The sequence below is a fragment of the Bacteroides sp. AM41-16 genome (genome assembly GCF_003603495.1).
GTDB lineage: Bacteria > Bacteroidota > Bacteroidia > Bacteroidales > Bacteroidaceae > Bacteroides > Bacteroides uniformis.
Map to the genome: position 1 here is coordinate 172,634 of NZ_QTNE01000006.1, position 23,545 is coordinate 196,178.

General features: G+C 49.1%; 14 protein-coding genes. 11 read left to right on the forward strand and 3 right to left on the reverse strand.

Annotation, left to right across the window (positions count from 1 at the left end; all coding sequences use genetic code 11):
• Nucleotides 1-13: 13 nt before the first annotated feature.
• Both DW896_RS07900 and DW896_RS07905 read right to left on the reverse strand, forming a co-directional pair.
• On the reverse strand, nt 14-3,064 hold the full coding sequence (locus DW896_RS07900) for a TonB-dependent receptor (RefSeq protein WP_005838296.1): 3,051 nt from the start codon (nt 3,062-3,064) through the stop codon (nt 14-16).
• Nucleotides 3,065-3,086: 22 nt separating this feature from the next.
• A complete protein-coding gene (locus tag DW896_RS07905; RefSeq protein ID WP_008665740.1) occupies nt 3,087-4,607 on the reverse strand; it encodes a hypothetical protein in 1,521 nt (506 codons plus the stop codon).
• 203 nt (nt 4,608-4,810) lie between these two features.
• On the opposite strand from DW896_RS07905, the gene DW896_RS07910 reads away from it, so the two are divergent.
• Nucleotides 4,811-8,866 (forward strand): hybrid sensor histidine kinase/response regulator transcription factor, encoded by a 4,056-nt coding sequence (locus DW896_RS07910; protein WP_119993102.1) that lies wholly within the window; start codon nt 4,811-4,813, stop codon nt 8,864-8,866.
• 40 nt (nt 8,867-8,906) lie between these two features.
• On the opposite strand, the gene DW896_RS07915 is transcribed toward DW896_RS07910, so the two are convergent.
• Complete coding sequence (locus DW896_RS07915; protein WP_034523335.1) at nt 8,907-9,587, reverse strand: lipopolysaccharide assembly protein LapB; 681 nt, start codon at nt 9,585-9,587, stop codon at nt 8,907-8,909.
• 143 nt (nt 9,588-9,730) lie between these two features.
• Here DW896_RS07915 and DW896_RS07920 point away from each other — a divergent pair, with 143 nt between their 5' ends.
• The 10 genes from DW896_RS07920 (at nt 9,731) to DW896_RS07965 (ending at nt 23,528) form a co-directional block, all read left to right on the forward strand.
• Nucleotides 9,731-11,104 carry an MATE family efflux transporter gene (locus tag DW896_RS07920; protein WP_008665744.1) on the forward strand — a complete coding sequence of 458 codons (1,374 nt, stop codon included), beginning with the start codon at nt 9,731-9,733 and terminating at the stop codon, nt 11,102-11,104.
• 230 nt (nt 11,105-11,334) lie between these two features.
• The gene (locus DW896_RS07925; protein ID WP_008665746.1) at nt 11,335-13,857 is read left to right on the forward strand and encodes a heavy metal translocating P-type ATPase; all 2,523 of its coding nucleotides are present in this window, start codon (nt 11,335-11,337) and stop codon (nt 13,855-13,857) included.
• An 88-nt stretch (nt 13,858-13,945) separates the two neighbouring features.
• On the forward strand, nt 13,946-14,884 hold the full coding sequence (locus DW896_RS07930; protein ID WP_005824237.1) for a DMT family transporter: 939 nt from the start codon (nt 13,946-13,948) through the stop codon (nt 14,882-14,884).
• Between the two features lie 22 nt (nt 14,885-14,906).
• Nucleotides 14,907-15,422 (forward strand): nucleoside 2-deoxyribosyltransferase domain-containing protein, encoded by a 516-nt coding sequence (locus tag DW896_RS07935; RefSeq protein ID WP_005824239.1) that lies wholly within the window; start codon nt 14,907-14,909, stop codon nt 15,420-15,422.
• 83 nt (nt 15,423-15,505) lie between these two features.
• Nucleotides 15,506-16,216, forward strand: coding sequence for a UMP kinase (gene pyrH, locus DW896_RS07940; RefSeq protein ID WP_005835090.1), 711 nt, complete (start codon nt 15,506-15,508; stop codon nt 16,214-16,216).
• A gap of 113 nt (nt 16,217-16,329) precedes the next feature.
• Nucleotides 16,330-16,890 (forward strand): ribosome recycling factor, encoded by a 561-nt coding sequence (gene frr, locus DW896_RS07945; RefSeq protein WP_005824243.1) that lies wholly within the window; start codon nt 16,330-16,332, stop codon nt 16,888-16,890.
• A 106-nt stretch (nt 16,891-16,996) separates the two neighbouring features.
• A complete protein-coding gene (rsgA, locus tag DW896_RS07950) occupies nt 16,997-17,929 on the forward strand; it encodes a ribosome small subunit-dependent GTPase A (protein ID WP_034523089.1) in 933 nt (310 codons plus the stop codon).
• 121 nt (nt 17,930-18,050) lie between these two features.
• A complete protein-coding gene (locus DW896_RS07955) occupies nt 18,051-19,133 on the forward strand; it encodes an efflux RND transporter periplasmic adaptor subunit (protein ID WP_005835084.1) in 1,083 nt (360 codons plus the stop codon).
• 40 nt (nt 19,134-19,173) lie between these two features.
• A complete protein-coding gene (locus tag DW896_RS07960; RefSeq protein WP_022402285.1) occupies nt 19,174-22,206 on the forward strand; it encodes an efflux RND transporter permease subunit in 3,033 nt (1,010 codons plus the stop codon).
• Entirely contained in the window at nt 22,203-23,528 is a 1,326-nt protein-coding gene (locus DW896_RS07965) for a TolC family protein (RefSeq protein ID WP_022402284.1), read from the forward strand. Before DW896_RS07960 ends, DW896_RS07965 begins: the two co-directional genes overlap by 4 nt.
• Nucleotides 23,529-23,545: the final 17 nt, after the last annotated feature.

The window sequence follows — 23,545 nt, forward strand, 5'->3', positions numbered from 1 at the left end:
GGATAATCAAGAATTAAAATTTGAAGTCAATGCCAAACAAGAATGTTCTCGGATTAGGATAAGCCACGTTGTCAATACCGGTATTGATGGCACTGCCAGAGCTGTCGGTAGTACCGTCAACCATCGGGCGTTCGGGGTCCATTCCCGAATAACCGGTAATGGTAAACGGATTCTGTGCAGAGAAGGAAAGACGCAAGTCAGCACCTCCAACCCATTTCTTAGGAAGCGTATAGCCTATCTGCAACAGCTTGCAACGCAAGTAGGAACCATCTTCCACATAGAAACTGGAAACGCGGCTATAGTTCAGGTTCAAGTCATTGCTCGACAAACGGGGAATATCATTGCCGGTACCCTCGCCATGCCATGCTTTCTCCAGTGTACCTGCCCAGACATTCTGTCCACCTGAACCGGAGTACCTTCCTTTGGTAACATTGTAAATATCATTACCGAACGTACCATAGAAATTGGCTGCAAAATCAATGTTCTTATAACGCATACCAATATTCAGACCCATCATTAAATCAGGATAAGGATTGCCGATATAATCTTTGTCATTGGCATCGAGCACTCCGTTATGGTCCCGGTCCTTGAAGCGGATGTCTCCCGGTTTTGCATTGGGCTGAATCAGTGTTCCGTGTTCGTCAGTGTGCGCATACACCTCTTCCCAATTCTGGAACAAGCCATCGGCCACGTAACCGTAGAAACGGGAGATAAAACCACCATCTTCGTTACGGATAATCTGGTCGCTATTGAATCCACCGACATTGATAGGACCGTCGCCCGAGAACTTGATGGCCTTGTTGCGTACGGCAGAAAGGTTCAGACCAAGATCGTAAGAGAAATCCTTGCCGATTTCATCGCGCCAGGTAAGTCCCACTTCCCAACCGCGGGCCTGCATACTACCGATGTTCATCCAAATCTGGCTGTTCCAGTTATCATATCCCAAAGAGAGGATGTTCTGTTTCTGGTAGAGCATGTCAATGGACTTTTTCTGGAAATATTCGAATGTTACACCCAAACGTGAATCAAGGAATGACATATCCACGCCTACGTTCCAATCTTCCACAGTCTCCCACTTCAACTGGTTGTTACCTACTGTAGACACGAAGTAACCATTTGCCAACGTATTGCCATAATAGTATTGGGTTTCGCTCAACAAAGTAAGGGTAGCATTATTGTTGATATTCTGATTACCTACACGGCCCCAGCCTCCACGAAGCTTCAGGTCACTGAAGATGTCCTGGTCCTGCATAAATGCCTCACTGATGACACGCCAGGAAGCGGAAACAGACGGGAAGAGGGCATACTTGCTGCCCTTCGGGAAACGGGAAGAACCGTCAGCACGAAGAGATGCCGAAATGTAGTAACGGTTATCGTAGTTGTACATGACACGGCCCAGGAAAGAGACCAGTGTATTGTAAGTGGTTTCACCGTTGGCCTCGTCCGTACCCTGCTGTCCGGCATTCACTTCCTGCATCTGGTCCAGATTATTGGGAACATTATCACGCCGTGCCTGAGTATTGTACCATGCAAAACGTTCGGCAGTAAAGCCAGCCATTACATTCAAGTTGTGCTTTTCAGCGAAAGTGTCCATGTAAGTGGCTGTATTCGTCCAGTTCCAGTCAAACCACTCCTGATTGCGGCGGGTGATTTCGTTCAAGTCTTGTTTCTCCAACGGATCCATATTGAACTTCGGAACGAATGAATCAGAACGGCGATAGTGTGCATTGGCACCGAACTGGGTGCGCAACGTCAGCTTTTCTATCGGGTTTACCTGCAGATAGGTATTCAGAATGGCACCCAACTCGCGAGAATGAGCATTGCTACGGGCAATTGAACCGGCGGGATTCCACTCCTGGTTGTTGTAAGAGCGTTGATAGTTGTTGTACTCATTATCCTCCCATTGGTCCTGCGGACGGAATACCGGAGTTGTCGGGTCCATAGCCATGGCTGCCGAGAACTGGTTTGGGGTATCATCCCATGATTCGACACGTGGAGCAATATCAACTCCCAATTTTACATACTTATTAAATGTATATTCAGTATTCAGACGGATATTTATCTTATCCCAATAACCTACATCAAACTGTGAGTTGTTACGATAATAGCCCACGCTAAAGTTATAAACAAACTGTTCTGAGCCACCGGCAACACTAAGTGAATGGTTCTGCACCAAAGCTGTTTTATTGACTACAGTATCCCACCAGTCTGTACCACCGGGATTGGTCGTAGCACCCGTATCGTTCCAGATAGAAGAAAGGCCATCATTCGTATAACGGGTATTGAACACTTCTTTATATTCAGCCGCACCGGCAATATTAGGTTTGGCCACGGTCTGGAAACCAACAGAAGAATTCCAATTGATGCGGGCTTTACCAGTCTTACCTTTCTTTGTAGTAATCAGGATGACACCGTTTGATGCACGTGTACCATAGATAGCGGCAGCCGAAGCATCTTTCAATACTTCCATGGAAGCAATATCGTTACTATTCAGAAAGTTGATATTGTCACCTACCGGCATACCATCCACTACATACAACGGATTCGTACCGTTTACGGTAGTTACACCACGAATCAGCACCTTCGGAGTAGCTCCAGGGCCACCACCACTGGTGACTTGTACACCATTTACCTTACCCTGCAAAGCATCCATAGCATTACCGGTCACGGTTTCAGTGATTTCATCGCCTTTTACTGTAGCAATAGAACTGGTCAAATCGCTCTTTTTCACAGCACCATAACCGATAACCACCACTTCATCCAGTAATTCCGCAGCCTCCTTCAGTACCACGTTAATCGTAGTACGTCCACCTACAGCTATTTCCTGAGACTCAAAACCAATAGAAGAGAATACCAACACTGCATTCTTGTCTACATTGGGTAATGTATAATCACCGTCGATACCGGTAATTGTACCCGTACCGGTACCTTTCACTTGAACTGTAGTTCCAATCAACGGCTGCTGGTCGGTGGCCGAAGTCACCACACCCTTAACCGTTATCTGCTGCGCATAACCGCAAAGGCTTATCAGCGCAAGACATAATAATAGAATTTGCTTTTTCATATCTTAAATCTAATGTTACTTTTTAATTAGCAGGCACAATCTTGCCGCGACCCAAATGCGCGTCAAACTCAAAGCGGTAGTTGCCGGTCACCGTAACCGTAGGCTTCATCCAGTTGTCACCTACCATCGAGCCGTCTTCCCAACGCTGATTGGTGCCTTCCCAATTAGGATTCACATCCCCTTTCTTACTGAAGTAACCAAACTTCTCTACATTCTGAGAGTCGTCACACCGCCATTCCACATGATCCCACCATCCGTCGGGATGATAATTGGATATGATGAAGTTCATTTCTTCACCGGCTTCCAGCGTCCAAGTTCCATTTTCCGGATAATAGAAAAGATGAGGATTATTTTTATCCTGGGCAAACAACTGATTTCCCGCATCCTGAGGAGAACCTCCCCAACCGATATAGAAATCAATGAACGATTCCCCATTCTCCCAACGGTCAAAACAAGGCTTTCCATATTCATATTTCATCGGATTTGTAGCCTCTGTCACCGAGTACGTGCGCATACTATAAGTAGACTCTTTCACATTGATGTCTATTTCATAATAAACACCAGCCTCATCCAAGACAATAGGTTTAGCCGTTTCCGGGTCATCCGTCAGTTTTGTATTATCCTCCGGATCAAGGCCAAAACAGATAGGAGTAAAGTCTGTCTTTTGCGGTAAGAAGAAAATTTCCGTACCGGCAGCTTTATTATAATAACGTGCACGATATTGGTACTCGCCCGTATGGTTAATCACCATCGGTACACCGAAAATATCACTGTTCAATTCCTCTACGGTTGCCACATCGGCCAGATACATTTTGGGGAAGTCAGGCATTTCAGATACACTGATGGTACTATTGGTCACTGTCTGATTGCCTCTGGCATCCACAGCCGTCAAAGTCACATCGTAACTTTTCACCTCATTAGGCAGAATAATCTTCTCCGTAAAGCTCAAAGTAGATTGCCCGCCAGCCTCTATACGGCGGCTTTCAAAACCTTCTACCCCAGGAATCTCAATGAGTACATAATCCAGTATGCGGTCATCTTTCACCGTGAAATTCAGGTTGAACTTTGTTTCATCCTTTATCAGTACGGTAACCTCCTTACCAGGGGCAATTGTAAATGTAGGATTCTCAAAGTCCCCATCCATCGTTATCAACACATCCTGCGACACTTCACGCCCGCCCGCATCTGTTACGGTCACTTTCACGGTGAAGCGTTCACCGATTTCATCACGCTTGAGGTCATAAGAATAGCTCAACTCATACTCCGTTTGGGGAGCTCCATAGATTTCGACCAAATCAATGGTCTTGTTCAGATAAAGATCGGCACATTGCAGATTGACGGATACAATTCCATCCTGGTCAGCCAACGAACCTTCAATGGTAAAACGATGGCCGGCACCGGATTCAATATGATCCGTCACCAATGTCATTGTCGGAATCTGCCCGTCTACATCAGAGTATCCGTCATCGTCACTACATCCAGTAGTCCATAAAGCCAGCGATAATAACGCCCAGAAAGTGGCGTTAAAGAAATGCTTCTTCATAAATATTATTATTAAAGTTAAACAAAAAAGTACATTTTGTTCCGATTTATAATAATCGGCAATGCAAACATATGCCAATTTTCGATTCAACAGCTGTATAAATCTTGCAGAGAAGGCATATAAATCTGTCAATGCACGATTTGTGCACATCATCTAAAGATTTTATTTGTACTTTTGACTCATGCAATGAAAAACGACCCGTTATGAAGAAGATTCTACTTTCCATTTTCCTATGCCTGCCATTCCTGCTATCCGCGCAGCCATATACCATAAAACATCTAAGTATCCGTGAAGGGCTGTCCAACAACCATGTGGTAAGCATAGCCCAAGACAAACGGGGCTCTCTATGGTTTGCCACAGAAGAGGGTTTAAATAAATTCGACGGAATACGCTTCCTTACCTATTATAAAGAAGAAACAACCGGCAAGCAAAGCATCACCGGCAACGAACTGAACTGTCTGCTGGACGATCCCATCGACTCCATCTTATGGATAGGAACCCAGCGTGCCGGAATCAATGCATACAATTATGCCAACGATTCATTCATCACTTACAGACACAACGAAAACAACCCTGAAAGCCTGGTTACGGACGACATTACCAAAATCATTGCCGCCTCCGACGGTAACCTATGGATTTGCACCTATTGGAAAGGCGTGGACTATTTTGACAAGCAAACCGGGCAATTCACCCATTACAATACCGAAACCGTACCAGGTTTTGCAAGCAACCATATCTGGTCTGCCATAGACGGTGGTAACGGACTACTCTATATCGGGCATGTGGACCGGGGATTCAGTATACTTTCCATAAAAGACAAGACAGTCAAGAACTTCACACACGAGCCGCAATCCCCCAACAGCCTGCCCGGCAACGAAGTGACATGTGTCTACAAAGACAAAAGCGGAAACATATGGATAGGAACCGATAGAGGAGTGGTACTGTTTAACCCGGAAGCGGAAAGTTTCATCCCCTTCGACGACAAAACCAACTGCATATCGCACCGTGTATATGATATACACCAACTGGATGACAACAGACTTTGGATAGCCATGGAATTCGGCGGCATTGCCGTAGTGGATTTGTCCCAACAGCTTTTCCGTTCGTCGGACCAGATTCATGCGCTTTCTATCCGGGAGGGAGACGATGAATACGGCTTGTCCAACTCCAGTATCCGTTGCCTGCTCCAAGATTCCTTCGGTAATGTATGGGCAGGTTCCTGGGGAGGCGGCATCAACTTCATAAAACGCGAGCCGTCACTCTTCAGCACTTATAAATATTCTCCTTTTCCATCCACCAACAACAGCCTGAACAGTAAAATAGCCTCCGGTGTCTGTATGGACAAAGCCGGTAACCTCTGGATAGGAACCGATGGAGGAGGAATCAACGTATTCAACAAGGGAAGACGAATAGCCATATACAATGCTGACAACAAGAAATTCAGAAGCAATACGGTGCAGGCAGCCTTGTGCGACTCGAAGGGAGGATTATGGTTCGGACTTTTTTATGGAGGAATAGCCTACTACAACCCCAAGAGCCAAAGCTTCCGGCAGATTTTCTCCGAAGACAAGTCACGCACTGACGTACGTTCCTTTCATGAAGACAAGCAGGGAAACATTTGGGTCGGAACCAGCGAAGGCGTCTATCTTATAGATTGTGACAGCAAGACAATCAAGGCACACTACAATCTGGAGAACAATCTGGCCCGCTGTGTGCTGAAGGATTCCGAAGACCAAATATGGGTAGGATTCTTCGGAGGAGGCCTGGGCCTCTATGACCCTCAACTCCAAAGCATCCAGCTCTTCAACGTCCTGGCCAAATTCCCCTCCAATACCATCAATGCTCTCTACGAAGACAGCAGAAAGCGGTTGTGGGTGGCCACGGGTGAAGGTTTGGTATGCTTCCCCTCCCTGACAGACAGAAACTACAAAGTATACCAACGTGAAAGCGGACTGGCTAACACCCACATACAAGCCATCGGTGAGGACAAGGCAGGAAATATTTGGGTGAGCACCAACAAAGGTATCAGCTGTCTTGTGGACAGTAAAGACATTTTCTATAACTACGACTATCACGACAACCTCCCCATGGGAAGCTTCAGTCGGGGCAGTGTAGCCTACGGACAAGACGGTAACTTTTACTTCGGCTCTATAAACGGTCTGTGCTACTTCAACCCGGAAGTTGTATTGCAGGAACGCAAATCACCACCCGCATTCATCACCAACATTGAAATTACCGACCCGCTGAACAAACCGGAAAACGGACAGAGCACCATTGCCTTAAACGGACAGAAGAACGTGCAACTGAAATATACACAGAATAGTTTCAGTATCCGGTTCAACATCCAGAACTATGCCCTGGTCAACCAAGTGGAATATGCCTATATGCTGAAAGGACTCGAGAACTCCTGGTATACGCTTACAGACCCCAATAATGTCACCTTTCGTAATCTTCCTCCCGGGAAATACCAGTTCCAAGTGAAAACGCGCATGCGCAACCAAGCATGGTCGGACGCAACCACCTCATTGAACATCCGCATCGCCCCACCCCTTTGGCTTACTTGGTGGGCAAAGTCATTCTATATCCTGCTGTCCCTTATCATCCTTTTCTCTATACTCTATGCCTACAAGAAAAGACTGGATGCTGAAGCACTGTACCAACTGGAGAAGCAGAGCCACGAACACGAGCAGGAACTGAACAACGAACGCCTGCGCTTCTACACCAACATCACCCATGAACTGCGCACCCCGCTTACGCTGATACTGGGTCCGCTGGGAGACATACAGAAAAGTGATACACTATCCACCAAAGACGCACAGAAGATATCCGTCATTCACCAAAGTGCCATCCGGCTACTGAACCTCATCAACCAGATATTGGAGTTCAGAAAGACCGAGACCCAGAACAAGAAACTCTGCGTGAGCCGGGACAACCTCGTACCCCTTATCCGCGAGATAGGCCTGAAGTACAAGGAACTGAACCGGAAGCCAGCCGTCGATATCCGGCTGGTGGTGGAGAAAGAGCATATACCTATATACTTCGACAAGGAAATTATCCAGACCATCCTGGACAATCTGATATCCAATGCCCTAAAGTACACGGAAAAGGGTAGCATCAGCATCGGTATCCGACAGGTGGAACGTGCCGAAGTGAACTATACGGAAATCCGGGTCAGCGACACGGGATACGGTATCAAGCCGGAGGCACTACCCCACATATTCGACCGTTATTACCAGGAAGGCGGCAAACACCAGGCTTCGGGTACCGGTATCGGACTTTCTCTGGTGAAAAACCTCGTAGCCCTACACGAAGGGGAAATCCGCGTAGAGAGTGCTCCCAATCAAGGTAGTACCTTCTACGTCAGCCTGCTTACCGACAACAGTTACCCGCAGGCACTGCATGCCGATTCGCAGGAAAAGGAAAGCAACGTCCAGCATATAGAAGAGGCACAAGTAAATCAAGTTTCATCCAGCGACAAACCCATATTGCTGGTAGTGGAAGACAATCCGGACATCTGCGACTATATAGCCGAATCCTTCTCCGACCACTTTGAAGTAAAGACTGCCGCCAACGGAAAGCTGGGCAAGGAAAGCGCCCTGAAAGAAATACCTGACATCATCGTCAGTGACATTATGATGCCGGTAATGGACGGAAACGAGATGTGCCGTGAGCTGAAAAAAGACGTGCGCACCAGCCACATACCCATTATACTGCTGACAGCCAAAGACTCGCTGCGCGACAAAGAGGAAGGCTACCAGGTAGGTGCCGACTCCTACCTCACCAAACCGTTCAGCGCCAGCCTGCTGCATAGCCGTATAGAAAACCTGCTCCAGTCGCGGCGCAACCTGGCAAACCATTTCAGCGCCAATGCCGCCATAAGCAATAAAGCGGCTGTCATTACAGAATCGCTCAACAAGCTGGACAACGAGTTTATCCACAAGATAAACCAGCTGATAGAGGAACGGCTTTCTTCAGACAAAATAGACATCAGCTATCTTTCGGATAAAATGTGCATGAGCAATTCCACCCTCTACCGCAAGATGAAAGCGCTTACCGGACTTTCCACCAACGAATATGTCCGCAAGATAAGGATGAAACACGCCGAGCAATACCTGCTGGAAGGCAAATACAACATTTCGGAAATAGCATTCAAGGTAGGTATAAACAATCTGTTCTACTTCCGGCAATGCTTCAAGGAAGAATTCGGCTACATACCTTCGGAATATCTGAAGAGATTAAAAGAGACCGGAGAGAAATAAGAGACAAACAGCCCCTTCCTATTAGTCGGAATGCGGACAGCTATTTCAGCTCCAGCTCCATCTTCTTTATCTTTTCCAGCGTATTGCCTGCTTCCATGGAGGGGAATACCTGAAGCACGCGTTGCAGGTATGCCTTAGCCTTGCCGTAGCTATTGGTGAACACGTCTGACAATCCGTTGCGATAGCGTGCATACTGCATCCTTGTGGGGGAAGTTATCTTTTTATAGTCTTCTTCGAGCTTCTTCTTATCCTTCTCGGCTTGGAGATAATAATAATTCCCCAAGAAGATATTGGCTTGGAGATTGTCGGCATCCAGCATCAATACCTTTTCATAGGTTTTTAAGGCATCTTTCTCCTTTCCCCGCATCATCTCCATTTCAGCACAAGAGACAAGTGCAGGTACGTCTTCGGGATGACGCTGCAAGAACTCCTTATAGAAGAGGTAGGCTTTATCGTAATTCCGCATTTCCTTGTAGTGCACAGCCAGCACATCCGCAAGACGAGGAGCCACCTCACTGCTCTTGTCCACATTGGTCCAGTAGAACATTTCCGTCCTATCCTCACCGGCATTTGCCGCCTGGCGAAACAAACTCACCGCATAGTCATCTTTACCCTCGGAAAGTGCATCGGACACTTTCGAAAGCAACTCATCTGCCGACTGTCCCCAGACAGACAGCGGACACATCAAGAACAAGGAGAAAAGCAACGTTAAGGTTTTCATTTTTAGTGTATATATATAGTTTAACAGCCCAATCAGTCTCATAGAAATCTACCTACAAAACTACGCATTTTTACGGTAACCATCAATAGTTGAAAGTAGAAAAATAGTTAACTTTGCCGACCTTAATGAATTAAATAATATAAATGAAGCCCAGAGACAGACAAATACTGCAAATAGCCTTACCTTCCATCGTATCGAACATCACCGTGCCGCTGCTCGGCCTGATTGATGTAGCCATCGTCGGCCATCTGGGTTCGCCCGCCTACATAGGCGCCATTGCCGTAGGTGGCATGCTGTTCAACATTATCTACTGGATATTCGGTTTTCTGAGGATGGGTACCAGCGGAATGACCTCGCAAGCATTCGGCAAGCGGAATTTGCCGGAGGTAGTCTGCCTGCTGTTGCGTTCTGTGGGCATAGGCGTGGCAGTCGCATTCTGCCTCATCCTGCTGCAAACGCCTATCAAGCAGGGAGCCTTTCTTCTCATCCATCCCACGGACGAAGTCAGAGAGATGGCAACGCTTTATTTCCATATCTGCATCTGGGGTGCCCCTGCCATGCTGGGGCTATATGGACTGACGGGATGGTTCATCGGTATGCAGAATTCGCGTATCCCCATGTATATAGCCATCACACAGAATGTGGTCAATATCATTGCCAGCCTCGGACTGGTTTATCTGTGTGGGATGAAAGTAGAAGGAGTAGCTTTGGGGACGTTGATTGCCCAGTATGCTGGCTTCCTGATGGGCATTGTCCTTTGGATGCACAACTACGGCAGGCTGAAAAGATTCTGGGAAATTAAAAATTATAAATTAAAAATTAAAGGGGGAGAAGGGGCAGGTATCTGGGAGAAAGGGGCGATGTTCCGGTTCTTCCAAGTGAATAGGGACATTTTTCTGCGTACCCTTTGCCTGGTGGCAGTCACGTTGTTCTTCACTTCGGCGGGAGCTTCGCAGGGAGAGATTATTCTGGCGGTCAACACGCTGCTGATGCAGCTCTTCACCTTATTCTCGTATGTAATGGACGGCTTTGCCTACGCTGGCGAAGCCTTAAGCGGCAGATACATAGGCGCACGCAACCGGGAAGCCTTTACAGACACCGTCCGGCACCTCTTCGGATGGGGAGCGGTGATAGCGGTTCTCTTTACATTGGTTTATGCGCTGGGAGGCAATGCCTTCCTCGGACTATTGACGGATGACAAAGAAGTGATAGCTGTTGCCGACACCTATTTTTATTGGGCGCTTGCCGTGCCCGCCGTCGGGATAGCCGCCTTCATCTGGGACGGCATCTTTATCGGCGCCACCGCCACGCGAGGAATGCTCCTCTCCATGGCAGCGGCAGCCGTCAGCTTCTTTATCCTATATTATGGACTGCGTCCCGTCCTGGCAAACCATGCCCTATGGCTTGCTTTCCTCACTTACCTGCTGATACGGGGAGTGGTGCAGACAGGCTTGAGCCGGGAAGTCATCCGACGGGCATTTCCCAGCAAGAAGGAACCTGCTTGGCGTGAGGGATAGGCTATGAACAATTTCAAGGGAAAAAGCATTATCTTTGTATCGCTATGACTGATATAAAATATGGATTCCACCCTCCAGAACAAGGCGTCAGGTAGCCAGCATACGGCGCCAAAAGTTGAAACTGACGGTTTCAAGTAGTGAAACCAACAGTATCTCGGAATGAGACTGACGGTATTTGCATTTGGAACCAAGTCACTCATAGCAAGAGTAATGACTGATACAAAATTGTTATGGCAGAAAAGAATATAGTTCAAGAGACATTTCCCGTATTGGGAATGAGTTGCGCCTCATGCTCCGCACGGGTAGAAAAGACGCTGAACCATCAGTCAGGTGTCAAGAAAGCGGTCGTAAACTACGCTTCGGCAACGGCAACTGTGGAATATGACCCTACGAGCTGTTCTTCCGAGGCTTTGCAGCAGGCTGTGCAGGCGGCCGGATATGACTTGTTGATAAACCAGGACGACAACACGCTCGAAGAGGCGGAAGAGGCCCACAACAAGAAATTCAGCGTATTGAAATTCCGCACAACCTGGGCCATCATCTTGTCTATGCCCGTTGTCATCATAGGCATGTTCTTCATGGATATGCCCCATGCCAATCCCATCATGTGGGCGTTGTCCACTCCCGTCGTATTCTGGCTGGGGCGGGGATTCTTCACCAGCGCCTGGAAACAATTGCAGCATGGCAGCGCCAATATGGACACACTGGTAGCCATCAGTACGGGGACCGCCTATCTGTTCAGCCTGTTCAACATGCTATTTCCGGACTTCTGGCTATCCAGAGGCATCCATCCGCATGTATATTTTGAGGCGGCAAGTGTCATCATAGCCTTTATCCTGCTGGGCCGCCTGCTGGAAGAAAAAGCGAAAGGAAACACCTCAACCGCCATCAAGAAACTGATGGGGCTCCAACCCAAGACTGTGACCATCATTGTGGATGAAGGACACGCTGTCCCTCACTCTTCCTTTGAGCGCGTTATCCCTATCGAGCAGATTCGCCCCGGAGACATTGTCCTGGTGAAGCCCGGAGAACGGATTGCCGTGGATGGCATCGTGACGGAAGGTAGCTCCTATGTAGACGAAAGTATGCTGAGCGGCGAACCGGTAGCAGTATCCAAGCACAAAGACGCCAAGGTCTTTGCAGGTACCATCAACCAGAAGGGAAGTTTCCGCTTCCGGGCAGAGAAAATCGGCACGGATACACTGCTGGCGAAGATCATACACATGGTGCAGGACGCGCAAGGAAGCAAGGCACCGGTGCAGCAGCTGGTGGACAAGATAGCCGGGATATTCGTGCCTACCATTATAGGCATCGCAGTGCTTGCCTTCATCGCATGGATGCTACTGGACGGAACCGGCGGATTCACCCACGGATTGCTGGCATTTGTCACGGTGGTCATCATCGCCTGCCCGTGTGCACTGGGACTGGCTACTCCTACCGCCATCATGGTAGGCATCGGCAAGGGCGCCGAAAGGGGCATTCTGATAAAAGATGCCGAAAGCCTGGAGATTGCCAAGAAGATAGACACCGTGGTACTCGACAAGACCGGAACGGTGACCGAAGGAAAACCGGTAGTCAGCAAACTGATATGGAATACGCAGGCAATGACGCCCGGTACTGGCGCCACTGCAGGCAATGCGCTGTCGGACATTTTCTATAGTCTGGAGAAGCTCTCGGAACATCCGTTGGCAGAAGCCGTGGTGAACCACCTCAAGGAGTCGGCCTCCATAGACATTCAAGACTTTGAAAGCATCACCGGAAAAGGCGTGAAAGGACGGGCACAAGGCCGGACCTACCTCGCCGGGAACCGGAAACTGCTGGAAGAAAACCATATCGCCATCCCCCCCTCCCTGCAGGAAGAGGCAACCCGACTGACATCGGAAGCACAGACCGTCATCTGGTTTGCCGATGAAGAAAACGTGCTGGCAATAGCCGGAATTACAGACCGGATAAAGGAAACCTCCATCCGCGCCGTCAGCGAGCTGCACGCCGCCGGCATCGAAGTCCACATGCTGACCGGAGACAATGAGGCCACCGCCCGTGAGATTGCCCGCAAAGCAGGCATCGCCCACTACCAGGCCAGTGTATTGCCGCAGGACAAGGCTGCCTTCGTCAGCCGATTGCAGGCAGAAGGCCGGAAGGTTGCCATGGTGGGCGACGGCATCAACGACAGCGCCGCCCTTGCCCAAGCCGACTTAAGCATCGCCATGGGTGGAGGCAGCGACATCGCCATGGATGTAGCCAAGATGACCATCATCTCTTCCGACCTGACCAAGATACCGGAAGCTCTCCGTCTGTCTCGTCTCACCGTCCGGACTATCCGGCAGAATCTCTTCTGGGCATTTATATATAATATAATAGGTGTACCCATTGCGGCCGGAATACTCTATCCCATCAACGGCTTCCTGCTGAACCCGATGATAGCCGGTGCAGCCATGGCATTCAGCAGTGTCAGTGTGGTGAGCAACAGCCTGCTGCTGAAACGGAAAAGAATACATGAAGGAGAAGAAAACAAAGATGTTGAACCGCCAACAGAAACAATCATGAAGAAAGAATTCAAAGTAGAAGGCATGATGTGCAACCATTGCCGCATGCATGTAGAGAAAGCATTGAACAGTATGGAAGGCATACACGCCACCGTAACCCTGGACCCTCCTGTAGCCACCGTAGAGTTTTCGGACGGTGAAAAGACGCTCGAAGAACTGCAGAAAGTAGTGACGAAAGAAGCCGGCGACTACACACTGAAGGCATAAGTGTAGAATTCATACGGTTTTCATACAGAAAAGAAGGAGGAAATCAAAGTAAATATCTACCTTTGCGCGCTAATTTACAGATAAAGATATGAACGCAAAAGCCAAAGGATATATTTTAGGTTCCATCGCCGCAGCCTCCTACGGCATGAATCCACTGTTTGCCCTCCCGTTGTACAAGGCCGGCATGGACCCGGACTCGGTACTTTTTTTCAGATACCTCTTCGCCATCCCGTTGCTGGGCATTATGATAAAGGCGAGAGGGCGGTCATTCAAGATACAGCGGAAAGAAACATTTCCGCTCATCATCATGGGATTGCTCGTGGCCCTCTCCTCACTGACGCTTTTCCTGAGCTATAACTACATGGCCGCCGGCATAGCGTCTACACTGCTGTTCGTCTATCCCATCATGGTGGCGCTTATTATGGCCATGGTTTTCAAAGAGAAGCTGGCACTGCAAACCATCGTCTGCATGCTGCTTGCACTGGGAGGTATCGGACTGCTCTACAAGAGCGAGGACGGCAGCACACTGAGCCTGATAGGGACACTGCTGGTTTTCGCGTCTTCCCTTTCCTATGCCATATACATCGTGGGCATCAACCAGACATCGTTGAAAAATGTGGCTACGCTTAAAGTCACCTTCTATGTCCTTCTCTTCGGCCTATCGCTTTTTGTGGCACGCCTGCTCTATTCCGGCGTACTGAACACACCGGACCAGTGGTATCTGTGGGCCAATCTGCTTGCATTGGCTGTCTTCCCCACCGCCATATCCTTCCTCTGCACTACCGGTGCCATCCAATATATCGGCTCCACCCCGACCGCCATTCTCGGCGCATTGGAGCCCGTGACAGCCATCTTCTTCGGAATAGCCGTCTTTGGAGAAAGCCTGACAGTCAGAGAAAGCTTCGGACTGGTGATGATTATCGTAGCCGTAACGTTCGTCATCGCAGGAGGCAATATTACAAGCCAACTGGTCCGTTTCAGGAAACTGTTCCCAAGACTCCCGATAAGAAGCAAAAAAAGAAACTAATCCTATAAAACCATCATCAACCATGAAGAAAAGTCTCTACCTGCTTTTACTGCTGTTGTTTCCTATCGGGCTGCAGGCTCAGTCCGAGGTTATAGTACTCCACCCGGATGAAGGCAAAGCCGAAGTGAACGAAGCCGAATACACCAGAATTTTCCTGGCAGGCACCATCGACATGGGCAAAAGCATAGACTGGCAAAAGGCAACCTGCGACTGGTTCCGCGCACGCCCCCAAGGTAAATACATCCTATACAATCCCCGAAGGGACAAGGGACTCAGCGGCGAAATGTCCGACTTTGAACATCAAGTGAACTGGGAACTGGAACATCTGGAAAAAGCCGACCTGATAATCATGAATATCCTGGCAAGCAGCAAGTCCCCCATCACCCTGCTGGAGATGGGACTGCACATGCGTTCGGGTAAACTGCACGTTATCTGTGAACCCGGTTTCTACCGCTACGACAATGTGCGGATTACTTGCAACCGCTATGGCGTTCCGTTATATCACAGCATGGACGAGTTCCTAAAGACTGTGCGTTAGGCAACTATCCTACCACATTCTGCTGCACTTTTCAGTTTAATTCTTTATCTTTGCTGCAAAGCAATGTAACAAAACTATATATTATGGCAACCTATAAAAGAATCTTATTGAAACTCAGCGGCGAGAGCCTGATGGGTGAAAAGCAATACGGCATCGACGAGAAACGCCTTGCCGAGTACGCAGCTCAAATCAAAGAAATCCACGAATTGGGAGTACAAATAGGCATCGTGATAGGCGGTGGAAACATTTTCCGCGGATTGAGCGGTGCCAACAAAGGGTTCGACCGTGTGAAAGGCGACCAGATGGGAATGCTGGCAACCGTCATCAACAGCCTTGCACTCAGTTCGGCTCTGGTAGCTGCCGGCGTGAAGGCCCGCGTGCTGACTGCCGTACGTATGGAACCCATCGGTGAATTCTACAATAAATGGCGTGCCATCGAATGTATGGAAGCAGGCGAAGTAGTCATCATGTCCGCCGGTACAGGCAATCCGTTCTTCACTACCGATACCGGTTCCAGTCTGCGCGGCATCGAGATTGAGGCGGATGTCATGCTGAAAGGTACCCGTGTGGACGGCATCTACACCGCCGACCCGGAGAAGGACCCGACAGCCACGAAGTTCCACGACATCACCTACGACGAAGTGCTGAAGCGCGGTCTGAAAGTGATGGACCTCACTGCCACCTGCATGTGCAAAGAGAATAACCTGCCCATCATCGTTTTTGACATGGACACAGTGGGTAATCTGAAAAAAGTGATGCAAGGAGAAGAAATCGGTACACTGGTGCACAATTGAATGGAAAATGGAGAATAAAAAATGAATGTTATTTAATTCTTAATTCTCAATTTTCAATTTAATAATTATATTTGCAAAGTTTCAAATCAAAGCTATTTCAAAACGAAAATAATATGAGAGACGTAAAAGACATCTTAGACGAAGCGCAAGAAAGTATGGACATGGCCATCATGTATCTGGACGAGGCACTGGCTCATATCCGCGCCGGAAAAGCCGATATCCGTTTGCTGGACGGTATCCGTGTGGATTCTTATGGAAGTATGGTTCCTATCAACAATGTGGCAGCCGTAACCACTCCGGACGCACGCAGCATTGCCATCAAGCCATGGGATAAGAGCATGTTCCGCGTCATTGAAAAGGCCATCATTGACTCCAGTCTCGGCATCATGCCCGAAAACAATGGTGAGATTATCCGTATCGGCATCCCGCCACTGACGGAAGAACGCCGTAAACAACTTGCCAAACAGTGTAAGGGAGAAGGAGAAACTGCCAAGGTAAGTGTACGTAATGCACGCCGTGATGCCATCGACGCCTTGAAGAAATCCGTAAAGGACGGACTGGCCGAAGACGCCCAGAAAGGCGGTGAAGAAAAGCTGCAGAAGATTCACGACAAGTTCATCAAGCAGATTGATGACATGCTGGCTGCAAAGGATAAAGAAATCATGACCGTTTAATTAAGTTGAAAACGGAAAATGGAAAGTTGAAAATAAACCGATATACCAAGTATAGAAGCCTTTCAACCTTCCATTTTCAACTTTCAACTTTCAACTTTCAATTATTTTGAGGGGACTCGTTATAAAAAACACCGGAAGTTGGTACTTGGTACGGACTGACGACGGAAGGGAGATTGAATGTAAAATCAAAGGGAACTTCCGGCTGAAAGGCATACGAAGCACTAATCCCGTGGCTGTAGGCGATTATGTGAACATCATACTGAACCAAGAAGGTACGGCCTTTATCAGCGAGATAGAGGACCGGAAGAATTACATCATCCGCCGCGCCTCCAACCTTTCCAAGCAATCGCACATTCTTGCTGCCAACCTCGACCAGTGCATGCTCATAGTGACGGTGAACTATCCCGAGACCTCCACTACCTTTATAGACCGTTTTCTCGCCTCTGCCGAGGCATACCGTGTTCCCGTCAAGATTATATTCAACAAAGTGGATGCCTACGATGAAGAGGAACTGCACTATCTGGACAGCCTGATCAACCTTTACACCACCATCGGCTATCCTTGTTTCAAGGTTTCTGCCAGAAAAGGGGAAGGCATCGACACTATCGAGAAAGAACTCAAAGGACGCATAACCCTCTTTTCCGGACATTCCGGAGTAGGGAAATCGACACTCATCAAGGCAATACTGCCCGATATAGAGATTAAAACCGGAGAGATATCCACCTATCATAATAAAGGTATGCACACCACTACCTTCTCAGAAATGTTCCCGGTTCCGGGCAACGGATATATCATTGACACTCCGGGCATCAAAGGTTTCGGAACATTCGATATGGAAGAAGAAGAGATAGGCCACTACTTCCCGGAAATATTCAAGGTATCTGCCGACTGCCGTTACGGCAACTGTACCCACCGCCACGAACCCGGATGCGCTGTACGCGAGGCTGTCGAGAAGCACTATATCAGCGAATCCCGTTACGCTTCTTATCTGAACATGCTGGAGGACAAGGAGGAGGGAAAATACCGGGCTGCTTACTGATTTGTCATTTTATCACCTTTCCAATCCATATTCTTACACTTTTTAACTCTTTATCTTTTAAACTATTCTCTTTTCCCGTAGTCTAATCTAAGGCTGATTTTATTACTACTAATACTACAACATGAATAAGAGAGTTAAATGGGGCATCATTATCGTGATTGGTGCCGGACTGATTGGAGGAGGAATCTACTCCCAATTACCTAAAGAGAATGAAGAATTAGCCGCTGCAGACAAGGTGATGACCGGTCAACGTAGCGGTAAGAAAATTCTAAACATAAACGCAAAAATAATCAAACCGCAACTGCTGAAGGATGAAATACAAATCAGCGGCAGCCTGCTGCCGGATGAGGAAGTGGACCTTTCTTTCGAGACATCCGGCAAAATCATAGAGATAAATTTTGAAGAAGGCAGCTTCGTCAAGAAAGGACAATTACTTGCCAAAGTTAATGACCGGCCGCTGCAAGCACAATTGCAACGCCTCGTCTCCCAATTAAAGTTGGCAGAAGACCGCGTGTTTCGCCAGAACGCCCTGCTGGAAAGGGATGCGGTCAGTAAAGAAGCCTACGAACAAGTAAAGACCGAGCTGGCCACCCTGAATGCCGACATTGACCTGATAGAATCGAACATCGCACAAACTGAGCTGCGTGCTCCTTTCGACGGTGTCATCGGTCTGCGCCAAGTCAGTGTGGGTACTTACGCTTCCCCTACAACCATTGTAGCCAAACTCACCAAGATTTCGCCGTTGAAGGTGGAATTTGCCGTACCCGAGCGGTATGCCAATGACGTAAAGACCGGCGCCGGACTGGACTTCACTCTCGAAGGAAAGCTAAATACCTTCCACGCCACGGTTTATGCACGCGAATCAAAGATAGACCCTACTACCCATACCCTGACAATCCGTGCACTTTATCCCAATGCCAACGGAGCTGTGCTTCCGGGCCGCTATGCCAGCATCAAGCTGAACAAGGATGAAATTCAGGACGCCCTTGCCGTACCGTCCGAAGCCATTGTGCCGGAAATGGGAAAAGACAAGATATTCCTCTATAAGTCGGGAAAAGCCCAGCCGGTAGAGATTACTACGGGAATCCGTACGGAAGCGGAAGTACAAGTATTGCAAGGCTTGCAGGCAGGAGATACCATCATCACCTCGGGAACCCTGCAACTCCGTACCGGACTACCGGTAACACTGGACAATATCAATTGACAACTGTCAATTATCAACCGTTAATTATCAATTGTAAAGAATGAATATATCCGAATTAAGTATACGGCGACCGGTACTCTCGACAGTACTTACCCTGATAATCCTGCTGTTTGGCTTCATCGGCTACAATTATCTGGGTGTACGCGAGTACCCATCTGTAGACAATCCCATCATATCAGTATCCTGCTCCTATCCGGGTGCCAACGCCGATGTCATCGAGAACCAGATAACGGAGCCTCTGGAGCAGAACATCAACGGTATTCCCGGCATACGCTCCCTCTCCAGTGTCAGCCAGCAAGGCTCATCACGCATTACAGTAGAGTTTGAGCTTTCCGTTGACCTGGAAACCGCCGCCAACGACGTACGTGATAAAGTGTCGCGTGCACAACGCTATCTGCCTCGTGACTGTGACCCTCCTACCGTATCAAAAGCCGATGCGGACGCCACCCCTATCCTAATGGTTGCCCTCCAAAGCGACAAACGTTCCCTACTGGAGCTCAGTGAAATAGCCGACCTGACTGTCAAGGAGCAGCTTCAGACTATTTCAGATGTAAGTAGTGTAAGCATCTGGGGAGAAAAGCGCTATTCCATGCGGCTTTGGCTGGACCCCATCAAGATGTCCGGCTATGGAATCACTCCTCTGGATGTAAAGAATGCGGTGGACAACGAAAACGTAGAGCTCCCTTCCGGAAGTATCGAAGGAAACACTACCGAGCTCACCATCCGTACGTTGGGTCTGATGCATACAGCCGAAGAGTTCAACAATCTTATCCTGAAGGAAGACGGTAACCGTATTGTCCGCTTCAGCGACATTGGACGTGCCGAACTGGGACCAGCCGACATCAAAAGTTATATGAAGATGAACGGTGTGCCCATGGTAGGTGTCGTAGTAATTCCGCAGCCGGGTGCCAACCACATTGAAATAGCCAACGCCGTATATGACCGCATGGAGAAGATGAAGAAAGACCTTCCCGAAGATGTTCATTACAACTACGGTTTTGACAATACCAAGTTTATCCGCGCTTCTATCGACGAGGTGAAGCAGACGGTGTATGAGGCCTTTGTACTGGTTATCATCATCATTTTCCTCTTCTTGCGCGATTGGCGTGTGACGCTTGTGCCATGTATTGTAATCCCCGTTTCGCTGATTGGAGCTTTCTTCGTCATGTATCTGGCCGGTTTCTCCATCAATGTGCTCTCCATGCTTGCCGTGGTGCTTGCCGTGGGCTTGGTGGTGGACGACGCCATCGTGATGACGGAGAACATTTATGTCCGCATCGAGAAAGGGATGCCACCGAAAGAAGCCGGCATAGAAGGAGCCAAGGAGATTTTCTTTGCCGTCATCTCCACTACCATTACGCTGGTGGCGGTATTCTTCCCTATTGTATTCATGGACGGTACGACAGGACGACTGTTCCGCGAATTCAGTATCGTGGTCTCCGGTTCGGTGATTATCTCCTCCTTCGCCGCATTGACTTTTACGCCGATGCTTGCCACCAAACTTTTAATCAAAAGGGAACAGCAGAGCTGGTTCTATCGCAAGACCGAACCTTTCTTCGAAGGGATGAACCGGGTATACAGCCAGTCACTGGCCGCCTTCCTGAAACGGCGCTGGATTGCCCTGCCCTTCACCATCGTCACCATCCTGCTTATCGGAGTCCTTTGGAATACTATCCCGGCTGAAATGGCGCCATTGGAGGACCGTTCGCAAATCAGTATCAATACAATGGGTGCCGAAGGAGTGACTTACGAATATATCCGCGACTATACCGAAGACATCAATCATCTGGTGGACTCCATTATCCCGGATGCAGAAGCGGTAACAGCGCGTGTATCCAGTGGTAGCGGTAACGTACGTATCACACTGAAAGACATGAAAGACCGTGACTATACCCAGATGGAGGTTGCCGAAAAGTTGTCGAAGGCAGTGCAGAAAAAGACCATGGCACGCTCTTTCGTACAGCAGTCCTCCTCATTCGGAGGACGGCGCGGCGGTATGCCCGTGCAGTATGTATTGCAGGCAACTAATATCGAGAAATTGCAGGAGGTGCTCCCCAAGTTCATGACGAAGGTCTACGAAAATCCGGTATTCCAGATGGCAGACGTAAACCTGAAGTTCAGCAAGCCTGAAGCGCGCATCAACATCAACCGTGACAAGGCGAGTATCATGGGCGTAAGCACCAAGAACATTGCCCAAACTCTGCAATACGGCTTGAGCGGACAGCGTATGGGCTACTTCTACATGAACGGAAAGCAATACGAGATATTGGGCGAAATCAACCGCCAGCAACGCAACAAGCCCGCCGACCTGAAAGGTATCTATATCCGAAGCGACAACGGGAACATGGTGCAGCTGGACAACCTGATAGAGCTGACCGGCGGTATCGCCCCTCCGAAACTGTACCGTTACAACCGTTTCGTGTCCGCCACCATCTCCGCGGGGCTTGCCGACGGGAAGACCATCGGGCAAGGACTGGACGAAATGGACAAGATTGCCAAGGAGACACTGGACGAGACCTTCCGTACCGCACTGACCGGAGACTCCAAGGAGTATCGCGAAAGCTCCTCCAGTCTGATGTTCGCCTTCATCCTTGCCATCGTGCTGATTTACCTGATTCTGGCCGCCCAGTTCGAGAGCTTCAAAGACCCGCTGATTATCATGCTGACGGTGCCTCTCGCCATTGCCGGCGCGCTGGTATTCATGTATTTCGGAGACATCACGATGAATATATTCAGCCAGATTGGCATCATCATGCTGATTGGTCTGGTAGCAAAGAACGGTATCCTGATTGTGGAGTTCGCCAATCAGAAGCAGGAAGCGGGTGAAGACAAGATGCGAGCCATCAAGGACGCCTCCCTGCAACGTCTGCGCCCCATCCTGATGACGAGTGCCTCCACCATCCTGGGACTGATACCACTGGCATTCGCCACCGGCGAAGGCTGCAACCAGCGCATCGCCATGGGTACTGCCGTCGTAGGCGGCATGCTCATCTCCACACTGCTGACGATGTACATCGTGCCTGCCATATATAGTTATGTATCAACGAACCGAAGTAAACTGAAGACCGAATGAAACGCATTGTTTTAATTTTCATAGCCACTGCCTGCACAGCGCTGGGCCTTTATGCACAGCCTGCGCCTACCTACACCTTGAAGTCCTGCCTGGAGCAAGGATTGCTGAACAACTACTCCCTGCGCATTGTCCGCAATGAAGAGCAGGTCAGCAAGAACAACGCCACACTGGGCAATGCGGGCTACCTGCCCACACTGGGCCTCTCCGCCGGCTACAAGGGAACCATAGACAATACCGAGACCAAAGCCCGAGCCACCGGAGAGACAACCAAGGACAACGGAGTGTTTGACCAAACTCTCGATGCAGGCATCAACCTGAACTGGACCATCTTCGACGGTTTCAACATTACCGCCAACTACCAACGGCTCAAGGAGCTGGAACGCCAAGGCGAGACCAATACGCGCATCGCCATCGAGGACCTGATAGCCAACATAGCCGCCGAATACTATAACTATGTGCAGCAAAAAATCCGCTTGAAGAACTTCCGTTATGCCGTATCGCTATCCAAAGAGCGCCTGCGCATTGTGGAAGAGCGTTACCACATCGGTAACTTCTCGCGCCTGGACTACCAGCAGGCCAAAGTGGACTTCAATGCCGACAGTGCCCAATACATGAAACAGCAGGAACTGCTGCACACCTCACGTATCCAGCTGAACGAACTCATGGCAAACAAAGATGTAGACCAGCCGTTTATCATACAAGACAGCCTCATCAACGTGACCGCCTCCCTGAACTTCGAGGAGCTGTGGAACGCCACCCTCACCATCAACGCCTCACTGCTACGTGCCGAACAGAACAATACCCTGGCCCGTCTGGACTACAAGAAAGTCTGCTCGCGCGACTACCCATACGTGAAGATGAACGGCGGATACGGCTACACCCTCAACAAGTATGACATCTCTGCCAACAGCCGCCGCAGCAACCTCGGTCTGAACTTCGGCGTCACGGTCGGCTTCAATCTGTTCGACGGCAACCGGCGCCGCGAACGCAAGAATGCCCGCATTGCCGTACAGAATGCTCGCCTGGAACGGGAGCAACTGGAGCAGGCCCTGCGCGCCGACCTCAGCAACCTATGGCAGGCCTACCAAAACAACCTGCAAATGCTGAACCTGGAACGCCAGAACCTTGTGGCTGCCAAGGAGAACCACGAGATTGCCATGGAACGATATATGCTGGGCAACCTCTCGGGAATCGAGATGCGCGAAGCCCAAAAGAGTCTGCTGGATGCAGAAGAACGTATTCTCTCCGCGGAATATGATACCAAATTATGTGAAATCTCCCTACTGCAAATCAGTGGAAAAGTAGCGCGCTATATGGAATAAGCAATATAATCCGTACC

What these genes read in the sequence shown, in the direction of transcription:
- DW896_RS07900 (WP_005838296.1), bottom strand. Translation starts at nt 3,064, where the DNA reads ATGAAAAAGCAAATTCTATTATTATGTCTTGCGCTGATAAGCCTTTGC.
- DW896_RS07905 (WP_008665740.1), bottom strand. Translation starts at nt 4,607, where the DNA reads ATGAAGAAGCATTTCTTTAACGCCACTTTCTGGGCGTTATTATCGCTG.
- DW896_RS07910 (WP_119993102.1), top strand. Translation starts at nt 4,811, where the DNA reads ATGAAGAAGATTCTACTTTCCATTTTCCTATGCCTGCCATTCCTGCTA.
- DW896_RS07915 (WP_034523335.1), bottom strand. Translation starts at nt 9,587, where the DNA reads ATGAAAACCTTAACGTTGCTTTTCTCCTTGTTCTTGATGTGTCCGCTG.
- DW896_RS07920 (WP_008665744.1), top strand. Translation starts at nt 9,731, where the DNA reads ATGAAGCCCAGAGACAGACAAATACTGCAAATAGCCTTACCTTCCATC.
- DW896_RS07925 (WP_008665746.1), top strand. Translation starts at nt 11,335, where the DNA reads ATGGCAGAAAAGAATATAGTTCAAGAGACATTTCCCGTATTGGGAATG.
- DW896_RS07930 (WP_005824237.1), top strand. Translation starts at nt 13,946, where the DNA reads ATGAACGCAAAAGCCAAAGGATATATTTTAGGTTCCATCGCCGCAGCC.
- DW896_RS07935 (WP_005824239.1), top strand. Translation starts at nt 14,907, where the DNA reads ATGAAGAAAAGTCTCTACCTGCTTTTACTGCTGTTGTTTCCTATCGGG.
- pyrH (WP_005835090.1), top strand. Translation starts at nt 15,506, where the DNA reads ATGGCAACCTATAAAAGAATCTTATTGAAACTCAGCGGCGAGAGCCTG.
- frr (WP_005824243.1), top strand. Translation starts at nt 16,330, where the DNA reads ATGAGAGACGTAAAAGACATCTTAGACGAAGCGCAAGAAAGTATGGAC.
- DW896_RS07955 (WP_005835084.1), top strand. Translation starts at nt 18,051, where the DNA reads ATGAATAAGAGAGTTAAATGGGGCATCATTATCGTGATTGGTGCCGGA.
- DW896_RS07960 (WP_022402285.1), top strand. Translation starts at nt 19,174, where the DNA reads ATGAATATATCCGAATTAAGTATACGGCGACCGGTACTCTCGACAGTA.
- DW896_RS07965 (WP_022402284.1), top strand. Translation starts at nt 22,203, where the DNA reads ATGAAACGCATTGTTTTAATTTTCATAGCCACTGCCTGCACAGCGCTG.